The organism is Hungatella sp., from assembly GCF_046966825.1.
Genome location: NZ_JBKVCZ010000003.1, coordinates 54,430 through 74,545, shown reverse-complemented (window position 1 = coordinate 74,545; position 20,116 = coordinate 54,430). Strand labels below are relative to the sequence as shown.

The following is a 20,116-nucleotide window of genomic DNA, read 5'->3' as shown; positions in this document are numbered from 1 at the left end:
TAATACGTCATCAAAGCGTATTCGTTTTTTATTACGTCATTAAGACGTAACAGACCAGAAACAACAGGAGGGCAGGATGGAGGAAGGGACTTTACAGGATAAAGAGGTTCTGGATTTAATCAAGAAATATAATGTACTCTTAAAGTCACAGGTGTATGCGTATTTCGGCCAGGAGCGCGCGGTGGGCAGGGCACTGAAACGTCTGGAAAAGGACAACCGCATTGGAAGCAGCCCGGTGACGAAGATGGTGTACTTAAATGAAAATTCCTATGCGGCCAGGGACGAGGGGACACTGCAGGCATTCTGGGTGTTAATCAGCCTGATGAAAAAGAGGACGGTATCGGAACATTTTCTGGCGGACCGGGACGAGTATCCGGTCCGTATTATATTTGTCAGCGGTGAGGAGTTATTTGATATCCTTTACATCGGTTTGAACGATGTAAAACTGGTAAACAGCGTTTTCCAAAGAAAGTGCAGGGATTCAAGCAGCCATATCATTGCGGTTCCCGACCTTTCGGTGATTGAGAAGGTGAGTTTGCCGGCGATTGGATATTGTTTGGTGAAAGGAGATGGAGAAGTCGAATATTACACAAAATCATGAAAAGGCCGATGCCCTCTCAAAGATGGGACAGCAGCTTGACGAGGTGCAAAAGACAGCCGGAAAGCTGGACCTGTCAGTGGCAGAGGCCAGGACGCTTTTGTCTGCCCGGACAAAGCAGTATATCAACAGCCAGTATGAGAATTTTAATGACCTGATCTTAGAGGCTGCCAGATTATCGGAGCGGTTGACAGAAAAAATGCGCCGTTTGGTGCTGGAAGTGACCTTTGATACCAGAAAATATGAGGCATATAAGGAGGATTTAATCGGGATTCACGGAATAGAAGTGGCCTGCCAGTACGGTGTTATGACCATTGCCCTTCCGTTTTTAGTTCCACACAGAAAGAGCGATTATACAGATTATATCTATAAGCCGCTCTATTTGGCGTTAAAACACTGGTGCGTAAAACAGGAGGAAAACGAGGGGGAGGTTCCCCAGTATGAGTGCTGCACAGTCTGTTTTCTGCATGTATATGATTCCGGGCTTCCTCTTACCAGAGTGAGGGATCACGATAATCTGGAAGAAAAACATATTCTGGACGTGGTGGGAACCTTTTTTTTAAAGACGGACAGCGGACTTTATCTGAACAGCTATCACACGACCATGCTGGGGAAGGAAGACCGGACTTATCTGGTTATTATGGAGAATGAAAAATTTCCCGGATGGCTGTGGGATACGATGCAAAACCAGGCTATCTGCTCCGGGTAACGGGTATCGAAAAAGTGACTGTGTTTTTTGCTAAAATTTCGATAGGGTACAGTTACGGAAAAAAGTGCGGTATTTCAGGGCATTGGCGGCGGAGTTTCCCCGGATTTTTTACCCTGGGATGGAGTCAGTAGGGTACGGTTTTAGAGTCATACGGAATAAAAAGGCAGACAGGTGAGGTGGTGGATATGGACCGGGAGAGTAAGGCAGTCCGCCTGCTGATGCTGATTGGTGTGAGCGGGGAAATGCCGGCAGATTGGGCGGCATATGCAGTCGGCTCCTGCTCCTATGGAGCGGCATTGATTACCAGGTTAAAGCGGGAAGGTTATATCAGCCTGCGATGGAAAGACGGGCTTAAAGGGTATGTGCTAAAAGCAAAGGCAAAAAGAAAACTGCTGGAGCTATGGCCGGATGATTTCGCCCCGTTTCTTTGCGGCTCCGTGGAGACGAACCATATAAAAAGCGAACCGGATAAACGGCTGAGGCTGTATCGGATGAGTATGGTGTGGATCTATTTGTCTGTAGCTGGTGTTCCAGTTTATAAGAGCAGTAAACCGGACTTTTTCTCCCCTATGTTCCATCCCGTTCCGTCCCGGGAGGGACAGAAGACCATTCGGACGGGTATGGGGGGATATTATGGCACTTTGGAGTTTAAAAGTGGTATGGCGAAGGAGATAGGCGGTTCCAGAGCCTGTGGCGTACTGCTTACTTCCATGAAGCCGTATATTGTGTATAATTCCATGGACAGCCTGATGAAGTGGGCAAAGAAAACAGAGCGTACTATGCGAAGCCGTATGGAGGCGGTTTTTCGGAATAAGGGGTATCGCACGCCGGCTGATGCGGTGATGTTTGGGAACCGGCTGGATATGCTTGTAAGGATCTTAGAAAGTGACGGTGGAATAAAGGGGAACCTGTTTGCATTGGACGATATCTATGAACAGATTTATTTTATACCGCTGATTAAGGAGGCACAGATACAGGTGCGGCTGCTGGTGAATCCGGAGGAGGACAGGAAGCTGCGGGATTTCTTATGCACTGCCTTGTGGAAGGTAAATGGAGCAGACGGAGCATTAGACGATGGTGTGGATTGTAATGGGAACCCGGTGTATTTTTGCTATGATTTGGAGTTATGGAGATTAAAGAGAGTCAAGGGGAAAATAGAACGGGAAGGGAGAGGAATCATTTATTGCTTTGATTATCAGGAGGAGGCGCTGGGGGCATATATGGGAGGCGAAGCTGTTGTGAAAGGGGTTGTGAGGGAGAGGGCTGTCAGATATTTAGAGGATAGATAGAAGAATCTGGAAATAACTTGGAAAGTAGTTTATAATGACTGTATAAGTGATGGATGAAAAAGGAAGAACTAAAAATGGTGACAAAGATAGAGTGAGGAGGAGACGAAGATGGATAAAACAATTCGTGTAACTGGTAGAGGACAGGTTGCGGTTCCGCCTGACAGAATCCGTTTAAAGTTCAGCTTGGAGGAACGGAAGGATACATACCAGGACGCTGTGAAGGCTTCAAAGCAATCAGTTGATGAAATCCGTGATCTGTTTATAAAATTAGGTTTTGACGGAAAAGAGCTGAAAACTGAGTCATTTCAGATTGAGGCGGTTTTTGAAAGAGAGACAAATAAAAAGAAAGAGTGGGTAAGGGTGTTTAAGGGATATGAGTATTCCCATTCTCTGAAAATAGAATTTGATCTCGACCATGAACTGCTGGGAAAGATTTTGGGGAGGATTTCACGATGTGCATTTCATCCGGAGTTTAAAATCCTTTATGCGGTAAATGACAGGGAAGCTGTTAAGAATATATTGCTTGAAAATGCAGTGAAGGATTCCAAAGCAAAAGCAGAGATACTTGCCAAGGCAGCAGGTATGAAACTGGGCGAGATTGCTTCGATTGATTATTCATGGGGGGAGATAGAACTGGTTAATTCTACATATGGAAAGCTTTTGGATTCCATGAGATTATGTGAAGATGAGGCAGACGATTATTATTGTGATGATGAACCTATGCAGTTGGAGCCAGACGATATTACGGCAAGTGATACGGTGACAATTATCTGGAGTCTTATTTAACGACGTAGTATTTAAAATCAATTGAAAGGATGGTTTATTAATTTGCTCACAGACACTAATTTTTGGTTTTCAGTGATTACAGCTTGTGTTGCAATCACTGCATTAATACAGACCCAAGTACAGATAAGATTAAGCAATAAACAACATCTATTTGATAAACGTGTAGAAAGTTATCTTATTGCAATTGGATTGTTACGGTTATATGAAAATAATTATTCATCGTTTGATGGACAGGACGAACCATTTCTTGCAGTTGATGTACAATTTTCATTTTTTACAAATAATATATATTTGGAACAAATAGCTCCTTCGATAAGCAGCCCATTAGGATCGCCAGAACATAAGAAATTTTTAATTAAAATGGAAAATCTAACAGAAACGGCTGCCAAAATAAAATTTTTATTTTCTGGTAATGCATCGGTTTTATTGGGAGATTTTGTTTTGCGTTATCAAGAATTACTGTTTGCAATGTTTCAATATCATATAATTATAGTTAAGATGCAAGAGGAAAATGAAAAGAACTCTATAACGCTTGAAGAAGCCGAACGCAGAGTCGGAGAGAAACAGCAACGAATCAACATGCAAAAAGCTTTTGATAATTTGAAACAAGCTTATATATGTATTGAAAAAGAAAATGTAAAGGAGATAATAGAAAAGCAAATTAAATTATAATGCTATATTATTTAAAGTGATTTTATCTTTATAGATATTAGTTGTATCCTATACGGTTGGTTGACACCAGCCGTTTTTTCATGCAAAAAAGTGAGGGAGGCTATTATGGACAGTGATTTCACAACCGGTAATCGAACCGTCGACCGGATGAGCCGAATCAACATCACAGGTAATATCATACCAGCAGCCTGGTATAAGACCATACGCAAATCAACCGGAAAGCCGTATTTAAACGCAATCGTAATCCTCTCTGATATCGTGTACTGGTACCGGGCGGCGGAAATCAGGGACGAGGGGAGCGGACAGCTCATCGGTTTTCGGAAACGCTTCCACTCGGACTTATTACAGAGAAGTTACCAGCAGCTGGCAGATCAGTTTGGGATTTCCAAGAGGGATGCCAACAATGCTGTTGTGGAGCTGGAAAAACTAGGGGTGATTAGACGGGTGTTCAGGACTCTCTGTATCAATGGGCAGCAGGTGCCCAATGTCCTGTTCCTTGATTTAGATGTGGAAGTTCTTCTTGCATTGACGTATCCGGCAGAGGAACTATGCGAGGAAACGACAGCAGAACAGAAGTCCGGGGGATATCCCACTAAAATAAGTGATACCCCTGGAGTATGTGCAGCGTATCACGGGAATAAGTTAAATATCCCCCTGGAATCAGGGGGAGGTGTCACTGGAATCAGTGGGAGGGTACCACCAGAATACGGGAGACCTCCAACTGAAACCGGTGGGACAAATACAGAGACTACTCCAGAAGATTACAACAGAGATTATCCCATCTTATCTTATCAGGAGGTGGAAGAACGGTTTAAGGAGCAGATTGAGTATGGAACACTAAAGCATGATGACCCGGATGATGAACGTCTTGATGAAATCGTCCGGATTGCAGTCGATGTCCTGACATCAAAGACGGAGACTATCAGGGTCAACAAGGAAGATAGGAGCGTGGAACTGGTTAAGGCGCAATTTTATAAGCTGAATCTGTTTCACATCCAGTATGTGCTGAACTCTTTGGGCCAGAATGAGAGGAAGGCCCATAATATCCGGGCGGTAATCATTACAAGCCTGTACAATGCGGTCAATACCCTGGGCAATTATTATGGGAATCTGGTTCAGTATCACACCGCGAACAGTGAAGGGAAGGGTGGTGGACGGTCGGTCAATGTGGGATAAAATAAAACAGATGGACAGGAAAACAGTGAAGCGGATTCTGTTTGGCCTGTCTTTTTTCGTGCTGGCTTTTTATGTGGGAGGTCTGCTGACACAGGTTTTTAAAGATGCAGGTTCCATGCGGTTTCAACCGTTTATATGCCTGTATTATGGCATGTTTACTGTGACTGGGTTAAAGAATACCGTCTTATCCCTGTTTCTTTTTCTGATAATCGGAGGGGTAGTCATCTACCGGGGAAATGCCGCAGAAGATCAGTTGGACGAGGAACGCAATTTTGAGTATTCCAAAAAGGGGACTTATGGAACTGCCGGCTACATGACAAAAGAGGAGCGGGCAAAGGTGTTGGCGGTTGACAAGGATTTAAAGAATGTGGACGGAATCCTTCTAGGACTGGATATCGACAATGAGCAGGTAATCAGCCTGCCGAAAAATTCCATGCTCAACCGAAATTTTGCTGTGTGCGGCTCCCAGGGAAGCATGAAATCCAGAGCTGTTTCACGAAACATGATTCTTCAATGCGTAAAACGTGGAGAGAGCATGTTTATTACAGACCCAAAATCCGAACTCTATGAGGATACAGTAGCATATTTAACGGCGAATGATTATATCGTGAAGCAGTGGAATTTAATCAGCCTTGAAAATTCGGACGCCTGGGATTGCCTGGCGGAGATTAATGATGGCGGACTGATTGATATTTTTGTGGATGTGGTAATCCGGAATACGACGGACAAATTCGACCATTTTTATGATAATACAGAGATGGATTTGCTAAAGGCGCTCTGCCTGTACGTTTACCGGGAGTATCATGATGGGGACCGGACGTTCCCGGAGGCTTATAAGCTGCTTTTAAACCAGAGCCTGGAGGCATTGGATGCAACCTTTGACGGTCTTCCGGAAAACCATCCGGCCAAGGGGCCTTATCGGCTGTTTTCCAAAGCGGAGAAGGTAAAGGGAAATGCAATTCTGGGTCTGGGTACCCGGCTGCAGATTATGCAGAATAAGCTGGTGCAGGAAATTACAAGCCATAAGGACATTGACTTAACGTTGCCGGGGCAGAAAAAATGTGCTTATTTTTGCATTACATCGGATCAAGATTCCACGTTTGATGTTCTGGCGACGCTGTTTGTCTCGTTTTTGTGTATAAAGTTGGTACGTTTTGCTGACCGGCAGCCGGATCGGAAGTTACCGGTTCCGGTTTTCTTTATTCTTGATGAATTTCCGGTGCGCTCGTAAGCGGAACCCATTCGTTCCGCGCGGGCTTGTTTGTAATCTATCTTTAGCAAGATAGTAGGTTCAATGTGAGGGCTTCGCAGAAGCCTAATTCCTATCATCAACCGACTTATCCGAAAGGGAAACCGGACGGGGAGTATAGCATGTCGGTAACGGTGCTATTCAGTCAGCTATCAGACTGTGAACGGGCATCAAGATGAAACGTCATGTATGAGGTTAAACAGCTATACTGCTTAAATGACAGCCAGAGGGGCTTTATCGTCAGCACTGACGGAAGATAGCTATTATACGTCAGGCAGTGCAGGGTGTACGCAGAGTTGTGCGAACTGCGTCTACACATCACATTCCGCACTGACCAGCCGCAATAAGCGGAAAATGGCGAACGTCGTAACCGACAACATGACACGCTTGTACAGACAAGCCTAAACGAGGATAGTCTAAACAGGAACGCTTATCATTTTAAGCTATGGCAGTAAGTGTCTGAATATCCTGCAAGGCTACGGAGTCTCCATAGTAGTCTGAGGCGGTAATACCGTACACATGGCGAAGGGAGACAGCTATACGACTGAAATAATTTAGGAAAGGTGTGTGAGACACTATGAGAAGTCCAAAGATTATTTTGGAAAATCTACAGAAACACTCGAAAGAGGAAAACTACAAGTATGAGAGACTGTATAGGAATCTTTACAACGAAGATTTTTATTTGCAGGCTCTCCAAAACATCTATGCCAACAAGGGAGCGATGACACCCGGCATAGATGGGCTGACACTCGACGGATATGGTAAAGAAAGAGTGGAGCGGATTATCAATGCAGTAAAAGACCACAGCTATCAGCCGAATCCAGTCCGCAGGCAGTATATCAAAAAGAAGAACGGGAAAATGAGACCGCTCGGAATCTCATCATCTGATGACAAGCTGGTGGAGGAAATCGTAAAAATGATACTGGAAAGTATCTATGATCCGACGTTCTCCAACTATTCCCACGGTTTCAGACCGGGCAGAAGCTGCCACACAGCACTTTTACAGTTACAGCAGAACTTTACTGGTGTGAAATGGTTTGTGGAGGGAGATATAAAATCGTATTTTGATACGATAGACCACCATAATCTCATCAATATCCTGCGCAGGAGGATAAAGGACGAAGCATTTATAGAGCTTATCTGGAAATTTCTGGGAGCAGGATATATGGAGAACTGGGAATACAACGCTACTTTCAGTGGAATAGCCCAGGGTTCCGGTATCAGCCCTATCCTTGCGAACATCTATCTGAATGAATTTGACAGATTCATGGAGGATTATAAAAAGAAGTTCGACAGGGGAACGGGCAGGAAAAGGAATAATGAATACACCAGAAAACAGTCGCACCGCCAACGATGCAAGAATAAAATCCGAAAAGAATGGGACGGATACTCGGACGCAGAAAAACAGGAGGCATTACGCCGCCTGTCAGAGCTAAAAAGAGAGTTCCAGAAAATCCCTATGGGAGACCCGATGGACAAAAACTATAAGCGGATTCAATATGTGCGGTATGCCGATGATTTTCTTATTGGTGTAATCGGCAGTAAAGAGGACGCAGAAAAGATTAAAGCAGACATCGGGAAATTCTTTGAGGAAACGCTGAAACTGGAATTGTCTGCGGAAAAGACGCTCATTACAAACAGTGACGACAAAGCGAGGTTCCTCGGCTATGACGTTACGGTATGTAACGACAGTGCAGTGAAGAAAGCCAGAGGAAAAGGTACAACTAAAGCCTATACTGGCAAAATCAAGCTGTACCTGCCGAAAGAAAAATGGGTAGGTAAGCTGTTAAGCTATGGCGTGCTGAAAATCGTGTCAAAGGCGGGAGAAAAAGAAGTCTGGAAGCCATTACAGCGGAATGACTATATATTTCTGCCAGTGCATGAAATGGTGCGGAAATACAATGCGCAGATTCGGGGGATTTATAACTATTACCGCCTTGCGAGTAATGTTTCCGTACTGAATAAGTTCCATTATGTTATGGAATACAGCCTGTACAAGACAGTTGCGGCAAAATACCGTATTACGATGACAAAAGCAAAGCTCAAATATACCAAAAACAAAGAGTTCAGAGTACCGTACAAAACCCAGAGAGGCGTGAAGTATGCAGTATTTTACAACGATGGTTTCCGAAAAGTGAAATATGCTCTCGGAGGTTATGTTGATGTAATACCCGAATATGAGCAGATGAACAAGCCGAAAGAACTGTTTTTCAGATACAAGGCGAACGTCTGTGAGATGTGCGGTGCATATGTGCCTGCGGTTAAGGTATATCAGGTTAAAAGTATGAGCGACCTTGATGTGAACACAGACTGGGGAGCGATTATGAATAAGAAAAAAAGAAAAACGCTTGTAGTATGCGGAGACTGTTACAACAGAATCCATAAATAATGTAGAGAATGTATAGTGGGGAGCCGTATACATCGAGAGGTGTACGTGCGGTTCCGGGGCGAGGACTCGGAAACCTGCTGTTGTGAAGCAGTAAGGCGCCGGATTCTTAGCCTACAACATAGGAGTAGTGCCGGATTTCAAGAAAAAACTCGCTACGGCCAGAAGCAGACAGATTGGAATGTGTATTCTATACCAAAACATACCCCAGCTCCAGAATCGGTATCCAGACGGGCAGTGGGAGGAGATTTTGGGCGGATGTGATACTTCGTTATTCTTAGGCTGTAATGATATGACGACCGCAACCTATTTCAGCGGCCGTTCCGGAGAGGTTACGGTAGGGGTATCATCTATCCGCAAAAGTTTCCAGACCATGAGAATGACAGATTATGTTCCGGATTATTCGGAGTCCTCCTCTGTGGGAAAGCGGATGCTGCTGCTTCCCGATGAGGTGCTGCGGTTCCCGCTTGACCAGGCACTATTAATCATCCGGGGCCAGAAAGTATTGCGGGTAAAAAAACTTGATTATACCAGACACCCGGAGGCAAAGTTTCTGGAACCGGAAAAGACAGATGTACATACTCCGGAATGGCGGAAAGAGGGAAATGTGGAAGAATCGGAGGATGAGTGTGTGAAAGATGTGGAGAAAGAGGATCACCCCACTGACGGCTTTGAACAGAAAGAGGAGACATTGACTATTCATACACATATGCGTTCAGGAAAACAGGCCAGGTCAGGTGCGGGGAGGAAGGCAGCAGAAGAGGAATCTCCCTATCAGAAGGAACAGGGGCGGATAGAGAGGGTAGAGGATTTATTTCATTAACGAGTTTGAGAATCCATCAAATTTTGGAGAAGATTAAGGCGTTCCGGCACAGGGGGCCTTTTTCTTTTATTCCATCTGCATTTGCTCCAGGATTGCCGCGGAGTGGTGTAAAGAACATATCTGGATGCTTTACCAGATGACAGTAGGGCGGTACTGCTCTCCGCAATAAAGAAAAGAGGTGGTGCAGATGTGATTTTATAGGGGAATGATACAAATTAACGATATTATTTATGAAGGAGGTCTTTGCAAGGGGGACAAGTGTAAGTATAGTACGAGGCTGGATACTTATGGCTGCGGCTGTCAGCATAACTGTGATTACTGTTATGCCCGCTCCCTGCTAAGTTTCCGGGGATTTTGGGACGCTGCGAATCCGCGGGTCGCAGATATTAGAAAGGTAAAAAGAAAAATTAATCACCTCCAGCCGGGGAATGTCATTCGGTTGGGTGGGATGACAGATTGTTTTCAGCCGTGTGAATTGAAACACAGAGTCACCTATGAGACGATACTTGAAATGAACCGCTGCAGGGTAGGATATCTCATTGTGACGAAATCAGCACTGATTGCGGAACCGGAGTATATGGATATATTGGATAAAGAACTGTCACATATTCAAATCACAGTTACCTGTCTTGATGATGCAAAGGCAATACTGTATGAGAAATGCAGTCCTCCGTCCCAACGGTTAGAGGCCATTCTGCGATTGCAGGAAGCCGGGTTTGATGTATCTATCCGGTTAAGCCCGATTATAGAATCATTTATGGATTTTGAAAAATTGAATCAAATCGGAATTGCGAAGTGCATCATTGAGTTTTTAAGAATCAATCCTTGGATTAAGCAGTGGTTAAAAGGCGTAGATTTCAGCAAATATACTGTACCACAGGGAGGTTACCGTCATCTGCCATTATCGGAAAAGATTAGAGTGGTTGATAAGATCCGGATACCGGAAAAAACTGTATGCGAGGATGTCACAGAGCACTATTTATATTGGAGGGAACATGTAAATCCCAATGAAGAGGATTGCTGTAATCTTAGGATTTACAAAGGTTCTGGCGTTTAGAGGAGGAAGTTACTATGCAGGGATTGATGATATATGAAACCCCGGTAATTCGTCTGGGCTTTGCCACAATTTTGAAAACAGAATTTGGTGTGGATATTGATTATACAGACAGGAATGCAGTGTTGCGGGCAGCCAATGCACTGATTCCTTACGAGAGCGTAGAAACGTTTCTATTGGATACAGAATGGGATAAGGATAACCCGGAGTGTGGCAGTGAACAGTACCTGGTCGAGCACCGAATTTGCAGATGGATTGATGGGAAGTTTGTTTATTTTAGTAAATTGTTGTGGGAGGGAATTTCTTGATAAGCTTTAAAGGCCAGTGTATGTATAGTTTTTAGGTATGTTATAATGAGGCTGGCAGGTTGTTAAACGGAAAACAGTGCCCTAGAAGGGGGAGATATTTGACAAAACAGAATACTGCCAGCCTTGATACTGTGCCCTTGTTTCACATGGGAGGGTGCGCCGCACCCGTTTCCTTGCGAATTTGGTGCAGGTCTCCCTTGCAGCTGCAGAGTGCAGAACTGAGTTTAAGACGGCCCGGACTTGTTTGCCGGTTAGCTTCGACGCTCTATCAAGGAGGTTTTCCGGAATAGCGCCCCGATCAATCAGCCGGTGTGTCCTGGCTCTGCGCTCCTCGTTGCTGATATGCATATACTTTCTTCAGATGGAAATGAAAAAGCAGCCGCGGTCAAACGGTTGCTTCGTTCATTCAGTATTTAGTTTTTGTTTCCTGGTTTCCGCTCAATATCTGTGATAATTGGAAGCCGTCCTTCATACCCTGGAAATAGGCGATACGTCCATACTCTACGGCCAGATTGTTTTTTGAGCTGTCAACCTGATCAAGCCGATGGCGTTGTTTCTTTGTCAGTCCTGTTTTTAACAGTTTTTTTATTTTCTTAGCAGAGTCCTGTTCGGCCTCTTTATATTCCGGGTCTTTTAAAACCCGTTGGTTTATTTCACCGTCCATCCGTTTCTCACAAATGATAGTTACAATATTTTCTGAGTCCATCTGCCGGCCCTCCCTTATGGTGTAGTACATTCGTCCTGCATGTCTTCCCCTTTGGAAAAGACTTCACACATGATACGCGCGCCTAGCTTGAAGCCGTCCATAAATACCTGGGACATTTCCAATGGCATAAGGAGCGCGTGTTCGTCCATCAGAGCGTCAAATTCTTCTTCCTGCTGTTTGGTTAGCCGTTCTGTAAACACCAATTCCGCTTTGCTTATTTTATTCCATTTTTCCTTGTATTCCTCAAGATAGGGCTTGAATTGTTCTCCCGGTACGATTTCTCCGTCATATAGTTGCTGTAAGATACTTTTCATGGCTGTTTTCCCTCCTCCTTTGTAATGATGATTTTATCCGGCTGGTAATTCACATTTAGTATGGTTCCGCTTGGTAAGCCTGTTTCTTCCAGCCATTTATCTGTCAGCACAATCTTAGGTATCGGTGTGCGTGCCCCGGTTTCCTCATAAAATTTCAATTTCCGTTTTCCCATAGGCATTAACCCCGGCATTCCCGAAATTCGATTTCAAACGTGTTGCCGCCTACCGTCTTGACGATGAACGTATTTTCCTGTTCCATTGTTTCAATGTCTGCAATCAGTGAGCCGTCACTATCATTGAGAAAGTCAAAAATCAGCTCTTTCAAATCGTCCAGTTCCATTGTCTCCCCCCCCCCTTGAGAACATATGTTTCTTATACTTGTTATCTAATACTTCTTGCAAATTACATTCTTACTATAACAACTATACAATAATAATGCAAGTACAAATATTTCAGATACAGAAGGAGAGAATAAAAATGGAAGAGGATTACGGCAGATTACAAATCCATTTAGCGGAATTGATGGAAAAAGCCGGCTACAACAAAAATAATCTTTCCCACAAAGCGGTTATGAACTGGAAGCAAATCGACAATTATTATAACAACACGATAACCCGGTTGGATACGTTCGTGCTTTGCAAATTGTGTAAGGCATTGGATTGTGGAATTGAGGACTTGTTGGAGTACATTCCGCCGGAAAAAACAGAGTAGGCTAATGGTCTGGGCCATCATTGGAGGTAAGAAATGAGTGAAGATTACGGAACGATTAAAATCCACTTAGAGGAACTTATGGCAAATGCCGGTTTCAACAAATATAAGCTGTCGCATAAGGCAGCAATGAACTGGAATCAGATCGACAACTATTGCACCAATACGATAACCCGGTTAGACACGTTTGTATTGTGCAAATTGTGTAAAGCGCTGGACTGTAAAATTGAGGATTTATTGGAATATATTCCACCGGAAAATAAAAATTAAGTTCTTGTTTCCGGTTACTATCGGGAATGCTCCGTCCTGCATCGTTTCGAGACGGGACTAATTGGAATTCGCTATATTGGAAACAGAACGATAAAATAACAATTCCTGTTTTGGGGCTTTGTAAAAAATGCGACCCTAATGCGACTACATTGCGTCGCCAGACATATTGACATAGGATTCGGTCTATTTTATAATGATATCATGAAATTTATATACTTATCCGTGAAAAGCAGCTTCTAAATATGGAGGCTGCTTTTTTTACGTTCCTGTGTTTAGGACAGGGGGATAATTCCTTCTGTTTCTATAAATATAATGAGGAAAGGAAGGTCTGTAGTGTCAAATCAAAAAGTGGAAGAGGTGAGAACATCGAAGGAAACAGTAAAAGAAATGCAGATGGCTGCCAACATGGGAATCCTGACGGTTGATACCGACGGACAGCCAAGACCCCCGCGTGAGCAGGAGGATGTAAACTGGCATGAGCTGACCAATGCATTTCGCACCAGAAAGGTGTTATCCGGTATGCTCGGTGGTATTGAAAAACTGGAGGGCGGCTGGGTCGTGGCCGTCATTCAGTACAAAGGGTACCGGATTATCATACCAATGGAAGAAATGATGATCAACCTGGAGGGGGATGGCAGGGAGAATGCGGATATCGTAAACCGGCAGACGCGTCTGGCAAACAACATGCTGGGTGCGGAGCTGGATTTTATTGTCCGGGATATGGATCAGAAGACACGGAGCATTGTAGCGTCCAGAAAAGAAGCCATGTTAAGGAAAAGGCAGCTTTTTTACTTTACAGAAGGCGCGGACGGGTATCCTATGGTGCGCCCTGGAAGGATTGTGGAGGCCAGAGTGATAGCCGTGGCGCCCAAAGCAGTCCGGCTGGAGATTTTCGGCGTGGAGTGTTCCCTGAAAGCCAGAGACATGGCCTGGGAGTGGATGGTCGATGCCAATGACAAATTCTCCAATGGGGATATTGTTCTGGTTAAGGTTTTAAAGATGGACGCAGAATCGCTGGAACGCATACAGATTGAAGTCAGCGCAAAGGAGGCGAAGGCAAATATCAATAAGGAAAATCTCATGCGGCTGCATAAGCAGGGCAAGTATGTTGGGAAAATTACGGATGTCTATAAGGGAACCTACTTTATCCATTTAAACAATGGGGTGAATGCGGTCGCCCATTCCTGCAACACTGCAAGCCTGCCAGGGCGCAAGGATGAAGTTGGATTCCTTGTTACCAGAATCAACGATGAGACAGAAGTGGCTGAGGGGATTATCACCAGAGTCATCAAGAGATGCATGTAAGTAAACATTGCCGGGAACCGGTGTCAGACAGCAGGCAGAGAACGCCTGCTTTTTCTATATTAAAAATTGAAAGGTGCCGGAAGGCACCGGAATAGGAGTGAACAATATGCCAGAAATATTATCAGGAACAACCAAGTGGTTTGACGCAAAAAGGGGATTCGGATTTATCACGGATCAGGACGGGATTGACTACTATGTCCACTTCTCCGAGATTCAGATGGACGGATTTCGGAAGCTGAGGAGCGGACAGGAGGTAAGCTTTGAAGCGGGGGAAGATGAGGAACACCGCTGCGTTGCGAAAAATGTAGTTTTAAAGGAATAGGCAAAGAGCGATGAAAAAGCAAAATAACATCAGGGCGGCGGGAGTCATGGCCGCCCTTTTTCTTATGTGTACCTTTCCTTCCTTTGGAAGTGAAACAGCGACCCCATCCAATGCCGGTAGTCCGGTATCGGGTGGGCATGGGCATGAGCTGGTGATGGAGGAGACAGAACCCACATGCTTAATGAATGGGAGCCGGATTGTGACGTGCCGGCTGTGCCAGGATTACAGGGAAGAAATCGTTCTTCCCATGCTGGGACACTGCGATGGGGACGGGGATTTTTTATGTGACCGATGTGGAGAGGTCCTGGAGTTATTGCAAAAAGGAGAAAAACAGACCGTGAAAACAGACCTGCCAGGTGAGTGGGGAGAAATGACATTTACCTGTATTGATGAAGACTACAAGGGCGGTCAGCTTCTTTTGTCGGACAAGGTGATTCCTTACTCTATCAGCTCCGGCTTTGGTGCAGATATGGGATATGATACCTCTGGAATCCGGAATTGGCTGAACCTGCAGTTTGCTGATGGTTTATCTGTATCGGATCACCTTCTTCCGGTCAGGCTGTCCGAGGGGAATGACAGTATCAGTGACCGGGTGTTCTGCCTCTCCCTGGCTGAAGTCAGAAGTGAACCGTATAAATCCTATACCTTACAGCCCTGGATGCCCGATACAGGAAGTTGGTTTTACTGGACAAGAACCATGTCTTCTGAAAATCATGCGTATCTGGTCCAGTATAACGGACACATTGCAGCAGAACAAACTACCACGATGGAGGCTGGAATCCGTCCGGCCTATGTGCTGAAAAAGCCAGGAGAAAATAACACACAAGACCGTCTATGGTATACCGGAGACGTACAGGAACGGACCATTGCCGGCACCACCTATACGTTCCGCTGCATTGACCCGGATTATATGGACGCGGCCAAAAGGCGTGGGGCTTTGTTTTTGTGTGATGAGATAATAGGCGGTGACCGAGCTGTCTATGATATGACAGACAGCAGTTGGAGCGGTTCCAATCTGAGGATGTGGCTGAACACCAGTATGGAGAATGGGGAGAATATTATGGATACCACGACAACTGTGCGCTATTCCTATACCGGAGCAACGTCAGGCTATGAAACGGCTCTGAACCGTTTTACGAAAGTAGCGGTGCGGTCGGGGGATTCTGTAGATAAACTGTTCTGCTTATCCCTGGAGGAGGCGGTCCGGTATAAAGCCTCTTTGTGGAAGATTCACGGGGCCGATGGTAATAACTATGTAAATGCAGGAACCTATACGATGGGATACTGGCTCAGAACACCGGTGACCGGAGGAAAACGGGCCTATCAGGTGTCCTGGGACGGCCGTGTTTCGGCAGGAGAGGTAAGTAGTCAGAGTATTGGATTCCGGCCAGCGTTTGTTGCGTATCAATCAGAATAAAATATGGAGGAGAACATGGATAAGAGAATAAAGAAGGGGTCAGCCGTTCTGACTGCCTGGACGCTGATTGCAGTCATGGGAATTTCACCTGCAGGGGCTGCTTTCCCATCCTATGCGTCAGTCATGGAACGCTCTGACCAGGAAATAAATATTGCAAGCAGCTCAGAGGCTCGAAGGAATTCGGAAATCACAGAGGCAGAGCACAGGAAAAACGAACTCAGAGAGTTGGGAGAAGAACAGCCGGAGGAGGGGACAGCCAAAGACGAAAAGCCCGAACCGGAGGAGTCAGCCAAAGATGAGAAACCCAAAACGGAGGAAACAGAGGAAGAACGGAAAGAAGAGGAAGAAAACGGGGAAGAGGAGGCTGAGCTGCCGGAGGATAAAAGAACGGCAACCCCATCGGAAGCGGTTCCTGTGGAGGAAGATGTTGCAAAATGGGAAGAACTACAGGAAGCCACTCCCTCCAATGCCCTGATGATGACGGGAGATTTGTGGGGCGGCATAGAGATGTCAGATCATTTTGACGGGGAGGGAACGGAAGAATCCCCCTATCTGCTTCAGAATAATAAAGACTTGAAGTTGCTGGCCTATCAGGTGGCAAACGGGGAGGTTGACGGTTATGATGGCTGCTATTTTGAGCTGACTAAGGATATCTCTTTAAATGACAGCGCCTCCTGGCTTCCGATTGGGTACTACCGGAGCCTGTCTGACTCAGAACCATATCCGTTTAAAGGAAACTTAGATGGAAACGGTTACCGGGTGTATAACTTGAAAATCAGTGATACAAGCCAGAATTATGCGGGTCTGTTTGGGTATACATACGGCGCCTCAATCCATAATCTTACAGTGGACGGACAGGTAAATGCGGCAAATAAGGCTGCAATCCTCGTGGGGGAAGCCAATGACACCGTAATCACAGATTGTAATTCTTCCGGACAGGTACGGGCCTCCGGCGTTCTGGGCGGTATCGCTGGCGAGGCGTATGACAGCATGATTTCTGATTGTAAAAATACAGGAAGTATTCTGGGGGGAACGGATATTTCTGGCAGCCTGGAGGCATATGCGGGAGGAATCTGCGGCTCCGCACATTCCACTTTTATTGGGGACTGCGTAAACGATACCAATGACAGCTACAGCGCCCTTTACTCGGAAGGCAGTGTCGGTGGAATCTGTGGAAATATCTATGACAGCCAGGTATACAACTGCTATGTGGAAGGAAAAGTGGGAAGTACGTCCGCGGATTATATCGGCGGGCTTGTGGGCCGTATGCAGAGCGGAAGGGTAAAGAATGGGCGGTTCGCAGGAACCATCGGCGCTTCCACCACCTCGGCACTCAAAACAGCAGGTTTGTTTATCGGCTATATTGAGGGTGGAAATGTGGAGCTGGGAGACCATCTGGAATACCTTTTTGCTAATTCAGAGGACAAATACGCTTTAAATCCATTTGGAAATAAACTGACCCCGCAAATCCGGCTGGAACACCATATCGGGGCTTATTATTCCAACAACCGGGATTTTTCCCTCTATCAGATGGGCAGCTTTGTAAAGCAGACCAGCCGGTTCTTCTATGAGGAGTTGGAAGAAGGAGTTTTAACGGTTGGGAACAGCAATATCCATCACTTTGCTGCCAGTAAGACGGGAGATCCGGTAAGGGGGTATCTGGTGACGGTTCCATCCATTGACTATGGAACTCTGTCTGTTATGGAGTCTCAGAATAACTATGCAAAGGAAATCAACTGGGCAAATCCCGGAGCGATTGCGGCAGGAACCAAGGTCCTGGTCTACACAAGCCCGGTAAATGATACAGAGAGTGACCCACCGGTGTACTATGAACTGGAGCCGGGGTCTTTAACCTGGGTATCCGATGATGGCGGGAAACATGAGGAAATCAACGCAGAGGCATCGGATATCTTTTTCACTATGCCGTATGAGAACATCACGGTCTCAGCTAAATACCGGGCTATGACAAACGGAGTCATATTAAGTCAGGACAAGCTGGTATTTGGTGTGGAACAAATCAGAAGCGGCTCGCGCTGGAATCCCCAGATTGCATGGAAGATAACAGATCCGGTACAACTGACAGCCACTGTCATCCCGGATTCCGCTGCCAATAAAAATGTGGTTTGGAATGTAAAAGATACCGATGGCTCATCAACCGACGTGATTTCCGTGGATGATAAGGGAACGGTTACCGTAAACCAGGAGGCTAAATGGATTCAGGATTTAATTAAGGCCGGTGTGACAAACCAGGAATTATATCCGTCAAAACCGATTATGACGGAGGGAAAAAATTACGCCTCGGTTACTGTGACAACAGAGGCAGGGCAGAAACGTGCAAGCTGCCTGGTGACAGTGGATTTTAATATAACGGACGAAACCACGGTGCCTGTGTCCAATATTACGCTGAACCAGTCGGAAATCGGATTTGATGTTGTCCGGGTGCTGGAAGGAAACCGCCTTCAGCCGCAGGTGACTTACCGGGTTACACCGTCGCAGAGGCTTTATGAGACTATCACGCCGGAGTATGCGGATAATAAAGCCGTAAATTGGAAAGCCGGCGATGATAACATGGTCACCGTGGACCGTGACGGGCTTGTGAGCGTGAATAACCAGGCCAGGTGGATTGAAGACTTGGTGAATGTGGACACGGAAAACTTAAAACTGAACCCCTATGCTTCTTCCATAGCCGCAGGGAACCGCTCCACCTATGTAACGGCTGCGACTGTGGACGGCGGGAAGCAGGCGGTCTGTGCGGTAAACATCAATTTTTCTACAGAGGATCATACGGTTGTCCGTGTGGAAGGCGTGCAGCTGGATAAAAAGAATCTGACATTTTCTGTAGAGAAAATCATGGAGGGGAACCGATTAAACCCGTCTGTCCGGTATGTGGTGACGCCACCGCAAAAGCTGAATGCAGTCATTGCACCGGACCAGGCAGACAATAAAAAGCTTGTCTGGGAGACGAATGACGGTTCCGTGCTGACCGCGGACCAGGGAGGAAGCGTGGAGGTGAATCAGGATTCCGCATGGATTCAGGCGCTGATTGCAACGGATGAGGCCAGACTGAAAGATAATAAATATGCACTTTCCACCGCCGCCGGCAGCAAGAAGGGCTTTGTAACCGTGACAACAGAGGACGGGCAGCATAAGGATACGTGTGAGGCAGATATCACATTTACCACCACGGACCTTACGGTGGTACATCCGGAAAAAGTGCAGCTGGATAAGGCGGAACTGGTATTTGAGATGGAACTGGTGAAGGAGGGAAGGAGAAGCAGTCCGACCCTGACCTGGAATATCACGCCCCCGCAGCAGCTTGGCGCATTGGTACTGCCGGAGGCCGCAGATAACAGAAATTACACATGGAGTGTCAGCGACCAAAGCCTGCTGACTGTAAAAGACGGGCTGGTTACGGTGAACCAGGAAGCCCAATGGATTCAGGATTTAAACGGTGCGTCAGGAAGCGCGGAGGCAGCCGTTGTGGCGACAGCGGAGGACGGAGGGATTCAGGGAAGCTGTAAGGTGATTCTCCGATATAAAACAACAGACCGGACCTATTCCGGTTCCGGTTCTTCTGGAGGCGGAGGTGGCGGAGGCAGCAGTTCTTCCGGCTCCGGCAGGCCAAAAGCAGTCACAGAGGCGGGGCCGGCGGGCACCTGGCTTCAGGATAACACAGGCTGGTGGTTCCGGTACGCGGATGGCAGCTATCCGAAGAATGCCTGGGTGCAGCTTGGCTATAATGGCGGATTGGAATGGTACCATTTTGACGAGGCCGGTTACATGCAGACGGGGTGGTTTACCGATCAGGATGGGAACCGGTACTTTCTGCACAATGTCAGTGACGGGACCCAGGGACACATGGTAACGGGCTGGTATATGATTGAAGGGAAATGGTTTTATTTCAATCCGGTATCGGACGGTACGCGCGGTTCTCTGTATGTAAACAGGAATACACCGGACGGATATACAGTGGGTGCGGATGGCATTTGGCAGCCTTAAATCCTCCAACCGTGATTTTTGTTGT

At 46.1% G+C, this 20,116-nt stretch carries 21 protein-coding genes and 1 pseudogene; 17 read left to right on the top strand and 5 right to left on the bottom strand.

From position 1 onward, the window contains the following. The first annotated feature begins 76 nt into the window (after positions 1 to 76). From ACLTD4_RS01915 to ACLTD4_RS01865, 11 genes and pseudogenes are all read left to right on the top strand, one after another. Positions 77 to 601, top strand: a complete 525-nt coding sequence (locus ACLTD4_RS01915; protein WP_278836678.1) for a DUF5697 family protein — start codon at positions 77 to 79, stop codon at positions 599 to 601. Continuing rightward, a complete protein-coding gene (locus ACLTD4_RS01910; RefSeq protein ID WP_278836677.1) occupies positions 570 to 1,307 on the top strand; it encodes a DUF6100 family protein in 738 nt (245 codons plus the stop codon). The genes ACLTD4_RS01915 and ACLTD4_RS01910 overlap by 32 nt, the downstream gene beginning before the upstream one ends. Before the next feature lie 185 nt (positions 1,308 to 1,492). Next, complete coding sequence (locus tag ACLTD4_RS01905; RefSeq protein ID WP_278836675.1) at positions 1,493 to 2,596, top strand: hypothetical protein; 1,104 nt, start codon at positions 1,493 to 1,495, stop codon at positions 2,594 to 2,596. A gap of 108 nt (positions 2,597 to 2,704) precedes the next feature. Further along, positions 2,705 to 3,382, top strand: coding sequence for an SIMPL domain-containing protein (locus ACLTD4_RS01900; RefSeq protein ID WP_278836673.1), 678 nt, complete (start codon positions 2,705 to 2,707; stop codon positions 3,380 to 3,382). A 42-nt stretch (positions 3,383 to 3,424) separates the two neighbouring features. Further along, entirely contained in the window at positions 3,425 to 4,054 is a 630-nt protein-coding gene (locus tag ACLTD4_RS01895) for a hypothetical protein (RefSeq protein WP_278836671.1), read from the top strand. Positions 4,055 to 4,159: 105 nt separating this feature from the next. After that, entirely contained in the window at positions 4,160 to 5,230 is a 1,071-nt protein-coding gene (locus ACLTD4_RS01890; RefSeq protein WP_278836669.1) for a DUF6017 domain-containing protein, read from the top strand. Beyond that, positions 5,220 to 6,461, top strand: a complete 1,242-nt coding sequence (locus ACLTD4_RS01885; protein ID WP_412331087.1) for a type IV secretory system conjugative DNA transfer family protein — start codon at positions 5,220 to 5,222, stop codon at positions 6,459 to 6,461. Before ACLTD4_RS01890 ends, ACLTD4_RS01885 begins: the two co-directional genes overlap by 11 nt. A 595-nt stretch (positions 6,462 to 7,056) precedes the next feature. Continuing rightward, complete coding sequence (locus ACLTD4_RS01880) at positions 7,057 to 8,868, top strand: reverse transcriptase domain-containing protein (RefSeq protein ID WP_025491730.1); 1,812 nt, start codon at positions 7,057 to 7,059, stop codon at positions 8,866 to 8,868. A 115-nt stretch (positions 8,869 to 8,983) separates the two neighbouring features. Further along, positions 8,984 to 9,467 (top strand): annotated as a pseudogene (locus ACLTD4_RS01875) (type IV secretory system conjugative DNA transfer family protein); the annotation flags it as partial. A 426-nt stretch (positions 9,468 to 9,893) separates the two neighbouring features. Further along, positions 9,894 to 10,745 (top strand): radical SAM protein, encoded by an 852-nt coding sequence (locus ACLTD4_RS01870; protein ID WP_341461002.1) that lies wholly within the window; start codon positions 9,894 to 9,896, stop codon positions 10,743 to 10,745. A gap of 14 nt (positions 10,746 to 10,759) precedes the next feature. Next, positions 10,760 to 11,050 (top strand): hypothetical protein, encoded by a 291-nt coding sequence (locus tag ACLTD4_RS01865; RefSeq protein ID WP_278836664.1) that lies wholly within the window; start codon positions 10,760 to 10,762, stop codon positions 11,048 to 11,050. Between the two features lie 81 nt (positions 11,051 to 11,131). Here the strand turns inward: ACLTD4_RS01865 and ACLTD4_RS01860 are convergent, their stop codons facing one another. The 5 genes from ACLTD4_RS01860 to ACLTD4_RS01840 are packed head-to-tail and all read right to left on the bottom strand — an operon-like array spanning position 11,132 to position 12,410. After that, complete coding sequence (locus ACLTD4_RS01860; protein WP_412330001.1) at positions 11,132 to 11,398, bottom strand: DUF3847 domain-containing protein; 267 nt, start codon at positions 11,396 to 11,398, stop codon at positions 11,132 to 11,134. Positions 11,399 to 11,456: 58 nt separating this feature from the next. Continuing rightward, positions 11,457 to 11,756, bottom strand: a complete 300-nt coding sequence (locus ACLTD4_RS01855) for a hypothetical protein (RefSeq protein ID WP_278836662.1) — start codon at positions 11,754 to 11,756, stop codon at positions 11,457 to 11,459. Positions 11,757 to 11,770: 14 nt separating this feature from the next. Next, a complete protein-coding gene (locus ACLTD4_RS01850) occupies positions 11,771 to 12,070 on the bottom strand; it encodes a DUF6809 family protein (RefSeq protein ID WP_278836661.1) in 300 nt (99 codons plus the stop codon). Next, positions 12,067 to 12,243, bottom strand: a complete 177-nt coding sequence (locus ACLTD4_RS01845) for a SymE family type I addiction module toxin (RefSeq protein ID WP_278836660.1) — start codon at positions 12,241 to 12,243, stop codon at positions 12,067 to 12,069. The genes ACLTD4_RS01850 and ACLTD4_RS01845 overlap by 4 nt, the downstream gene beginning before the upstream one ends. A 5-nt stretch (positions 12,244 to 12,248) precedes the next feature. Next, complete coding sequence (locus ACLTD4_RS01840; RefSeq protein ID WP_278836658.1) at positions 12,249 to 12,410, bottom strand: hypothetical protein; 162 nt, start codon at positions 12,408 to 12,410, stop codon at positions 12,249 to 12,251. A gap of 137 nt (positions 12,411 to 12,547) precedes the next feature. On the opposite strand from ACLTD4_RS01840, the gene ACLTD4_RS01835 reads away from it, so the two are divergent. The 6 genes from ACLTD4_RS01835 (at position 12,548) to ACLTD4_RS01810 (ending at position 20,091) form a co-directional block, all read left to right on the top strand. Further along, positions 12,548 to 12,781, top strand: a complete 234-nt coding sequence (locus tag ACLTD4_RS01835) for a helix-turn-helix domain-containing protein (RefSeq protein ID WP_278836657.1) — start codon at positions 12,548 to 12,550, stop codon at positions 12,779 to 12,781. A 33-nt stretch (positions 12,782 to 12,814) separates the two neighbouring features. After that, on the top strand, positions 12,815 to 13,048 hold the full coding sequence (locus ACLTD4_RS01830) for a helix-turn-helix domain-containing protein (protein ID WP_278836655.1): 234 nt from the start codon (positions 12,815 to 12,817) through the stop codon (positions 13,046 to 13,048). A gap of 333 nt (positions 13,049 to 13,381) precedes the next feature. Continuing rightward, positions 13,382 to 14,353, top strand: coding sequence for a S1 RNA-binding domain-containing protein (locus ACLTD4_RS01825; RefSeq protein ID WP_341461001.1), 972 nt, complete (start codon positions 13,382 to 13,384; stop codon positions 14,351 to 14,353). A 106-nt stretch (positions 14,354 to 14,459) separates the two neighbouring features. Then, the gene (locus ACLTD4_RS01820) at positions 14,460 to 14,675 is read left to right on the top strand and encodes a cold-shock protein (RefSeq protein ID WP_110323846.1); all 216 of its coding nucleotides are present in this window, start codon (positions 14,460 to 14,462) and stop codon (positions 14,673 to 14,675) included. Positions 14,676 to 14,685: 10 nt separating this feature from the next. Further along, positions 14,686 to 16,092 carry a DUF6273 domain-containing protein gene (locus ACLTD4_RS01815; protein WP_278836653.1) on the top strand — a complete coding sequence of 469 codons (1,407 nt, stop codon included), beginning with the start codon at positions 14,686 to 14,688 and terminating at the stop codon, positions 16,090 to 16,092. A 15-nt stretch (positions 16,093 to 16,107) separates the two neighbouring features. Further along, entirely contained in the window at positions 16,108 to 20,091 is a 3,984-nt protein-coding gene (locus ACLTD4_RS01810; RefSeq protein ID WP_278836652.1) for an Ig-like domain-containing protein, read from the top strand. The last annotated feature ends 25 nt before the right edge of the window (positions 20,092 to 20,116 follow it).

What these genes read in the sequence shown, in the direction of transcription:
- ACLTD4_RS01810 (WP_278836652.1), top strand. Translation starts at nt 16,108, where the DNA reads ATGGATAAGAGAATAAAGAAGGGGTCAGCCGTTCTGACTGCCTGGACG.
- ACLTD4_RS01830 (WP_278836655.1), top strand. Translation starts at nt 12,815, where the DNA reads ATGAGTGAAGATTACGGAACGATTAAAATCCACTTAGAGGAACTTATG.
- ACLTD4_RS01860 (WP_412330001.1), bottom strand. Translation starts at nt 11,398, where the DNA reads ATGCATATCAGCAACGAGGAGCGCAGAGCCAGGACACACCGGCTGATT.
- ACLTD4_RS01850 (WP_278836661.1), bottom strand. Translation starts at nt 12,070, where the DNA reads ATGAAAAGTATCTTACAGCAACTATATGACGGAGAAATCGTACCGGGA.
- ACLTD4_RS01840 (WP_278836658.1), bottom strand. Translation starts at nt 12,410, where the DNA reads ATGGAACTGGACGATTTGAAAGAGCTGATTTTTGACTTTCTCAATGAT.
- ACLTD4_RS01865 (WP_278836664.1), top strand. Translation starts at nt 10,760, where the DNA reads ATGCAGGGATTGATGATATATGAAACCCCGGTAATTCGTCTGGGCTTT.
- ACLTD4_RS01845 (WP_278836660.1), bottom strand. Translation starts at nt 12,243, where the DNA reads ATGGGAAAACGGAAATTGAAATTTTATGAGGAAACCGGGGCACGCACA.
- ACLTD4_RS01915 (WP_278836678.1), top strand. Translation starts at nt 77, where the DNA reads ATGGAGGAAGGGACTTTACAGGATAAAGAGGTTCTGGATTTAATCAAG.
- ACLTD4_RS01855 (WP_278836662.1), bottom strand. Translation starts at nt 11,756, where the DNA reads ATGGACTCAGAAAATATTGTAACTATCATTTGTGAGAAACGGATGGAC.
- ACLTD4_RS01880 (WP_025491730.1), top strand. Translation starts at nt 7,057, where the DNA reads ATGAGAAGTCCAAAGATTATTTTGGAAAATCTACAGAAACACTCGAAA.
- ACLTD4_RS01885 (WP_412331087.1), top strand. Translation starts at nt 5,220, where the DNA reads ATGTGGGATAAAATAAAACAGATGGACAGGAAAACAGTGAAGCGGATT.
- ACLTD4_RS01890 (WP_278836669.1), top strand. Translation starts at nt 4,160, where the DNA reads ATGGACAGTGATTTCACAACCGGTAATCGAACCGTCGACCGGATGAGC.
- ACLTD4_RS01900 (WP_278836673.1), top strand. Translation starts at nt 2,705, where the DNA reads ATGGATAAAACAATTCGTGTAACTGGTAGAGGACAGGTTGCGGTTCCG.
- ACLTD4_RS01910 (WP_278836677.1), top strand. Translation starts at nt 570, where the DNA reads ATGGAGAAGTCGAATATTACACAAAATCATGAAAAGGCCGATGCCCTC.
- ACLTD4_RS01820 (WP_110323846.1), top strand. Translation starts at nt 14,460, where the DNA reads ATGCCAGAAATATTATCAGGAACAACCAAGTGGTTTGACGCAAAAAGG.
- ACLTD4_RS01870 (WP_341461002.1), top strand. Translation starts at nt 9,894, where the DNA reads ATGATACAAATTAACGATATTATTTATGAAGGAGGTCTTTGCAAGGGG.
- ACLTD4_RS01815 (WP_278836653.1), top strand. Translation starts at nt 14,686, where the DNA reads ATGAAAAAGCAAAATAACATCAGGGCGGCGGGAGTCATGGCCGCCCTT.
- ACLTD4_RS01835 (WP_278836657.1), top strand. Translation starts at nt 12,548, where the DNA reads ATGGAAGAGGATTACGGCAGATTACAAATCCATTTAGCGGAATTGATG.
- ACLTD4_RS01905 (WP_278836675.1), top strand. Translation starts at nt 1,493, where the DNA reads ATGGACCGGGAGAGTAAGGCAGTCCGCCTGCTGATGCTGATTGGTGTG.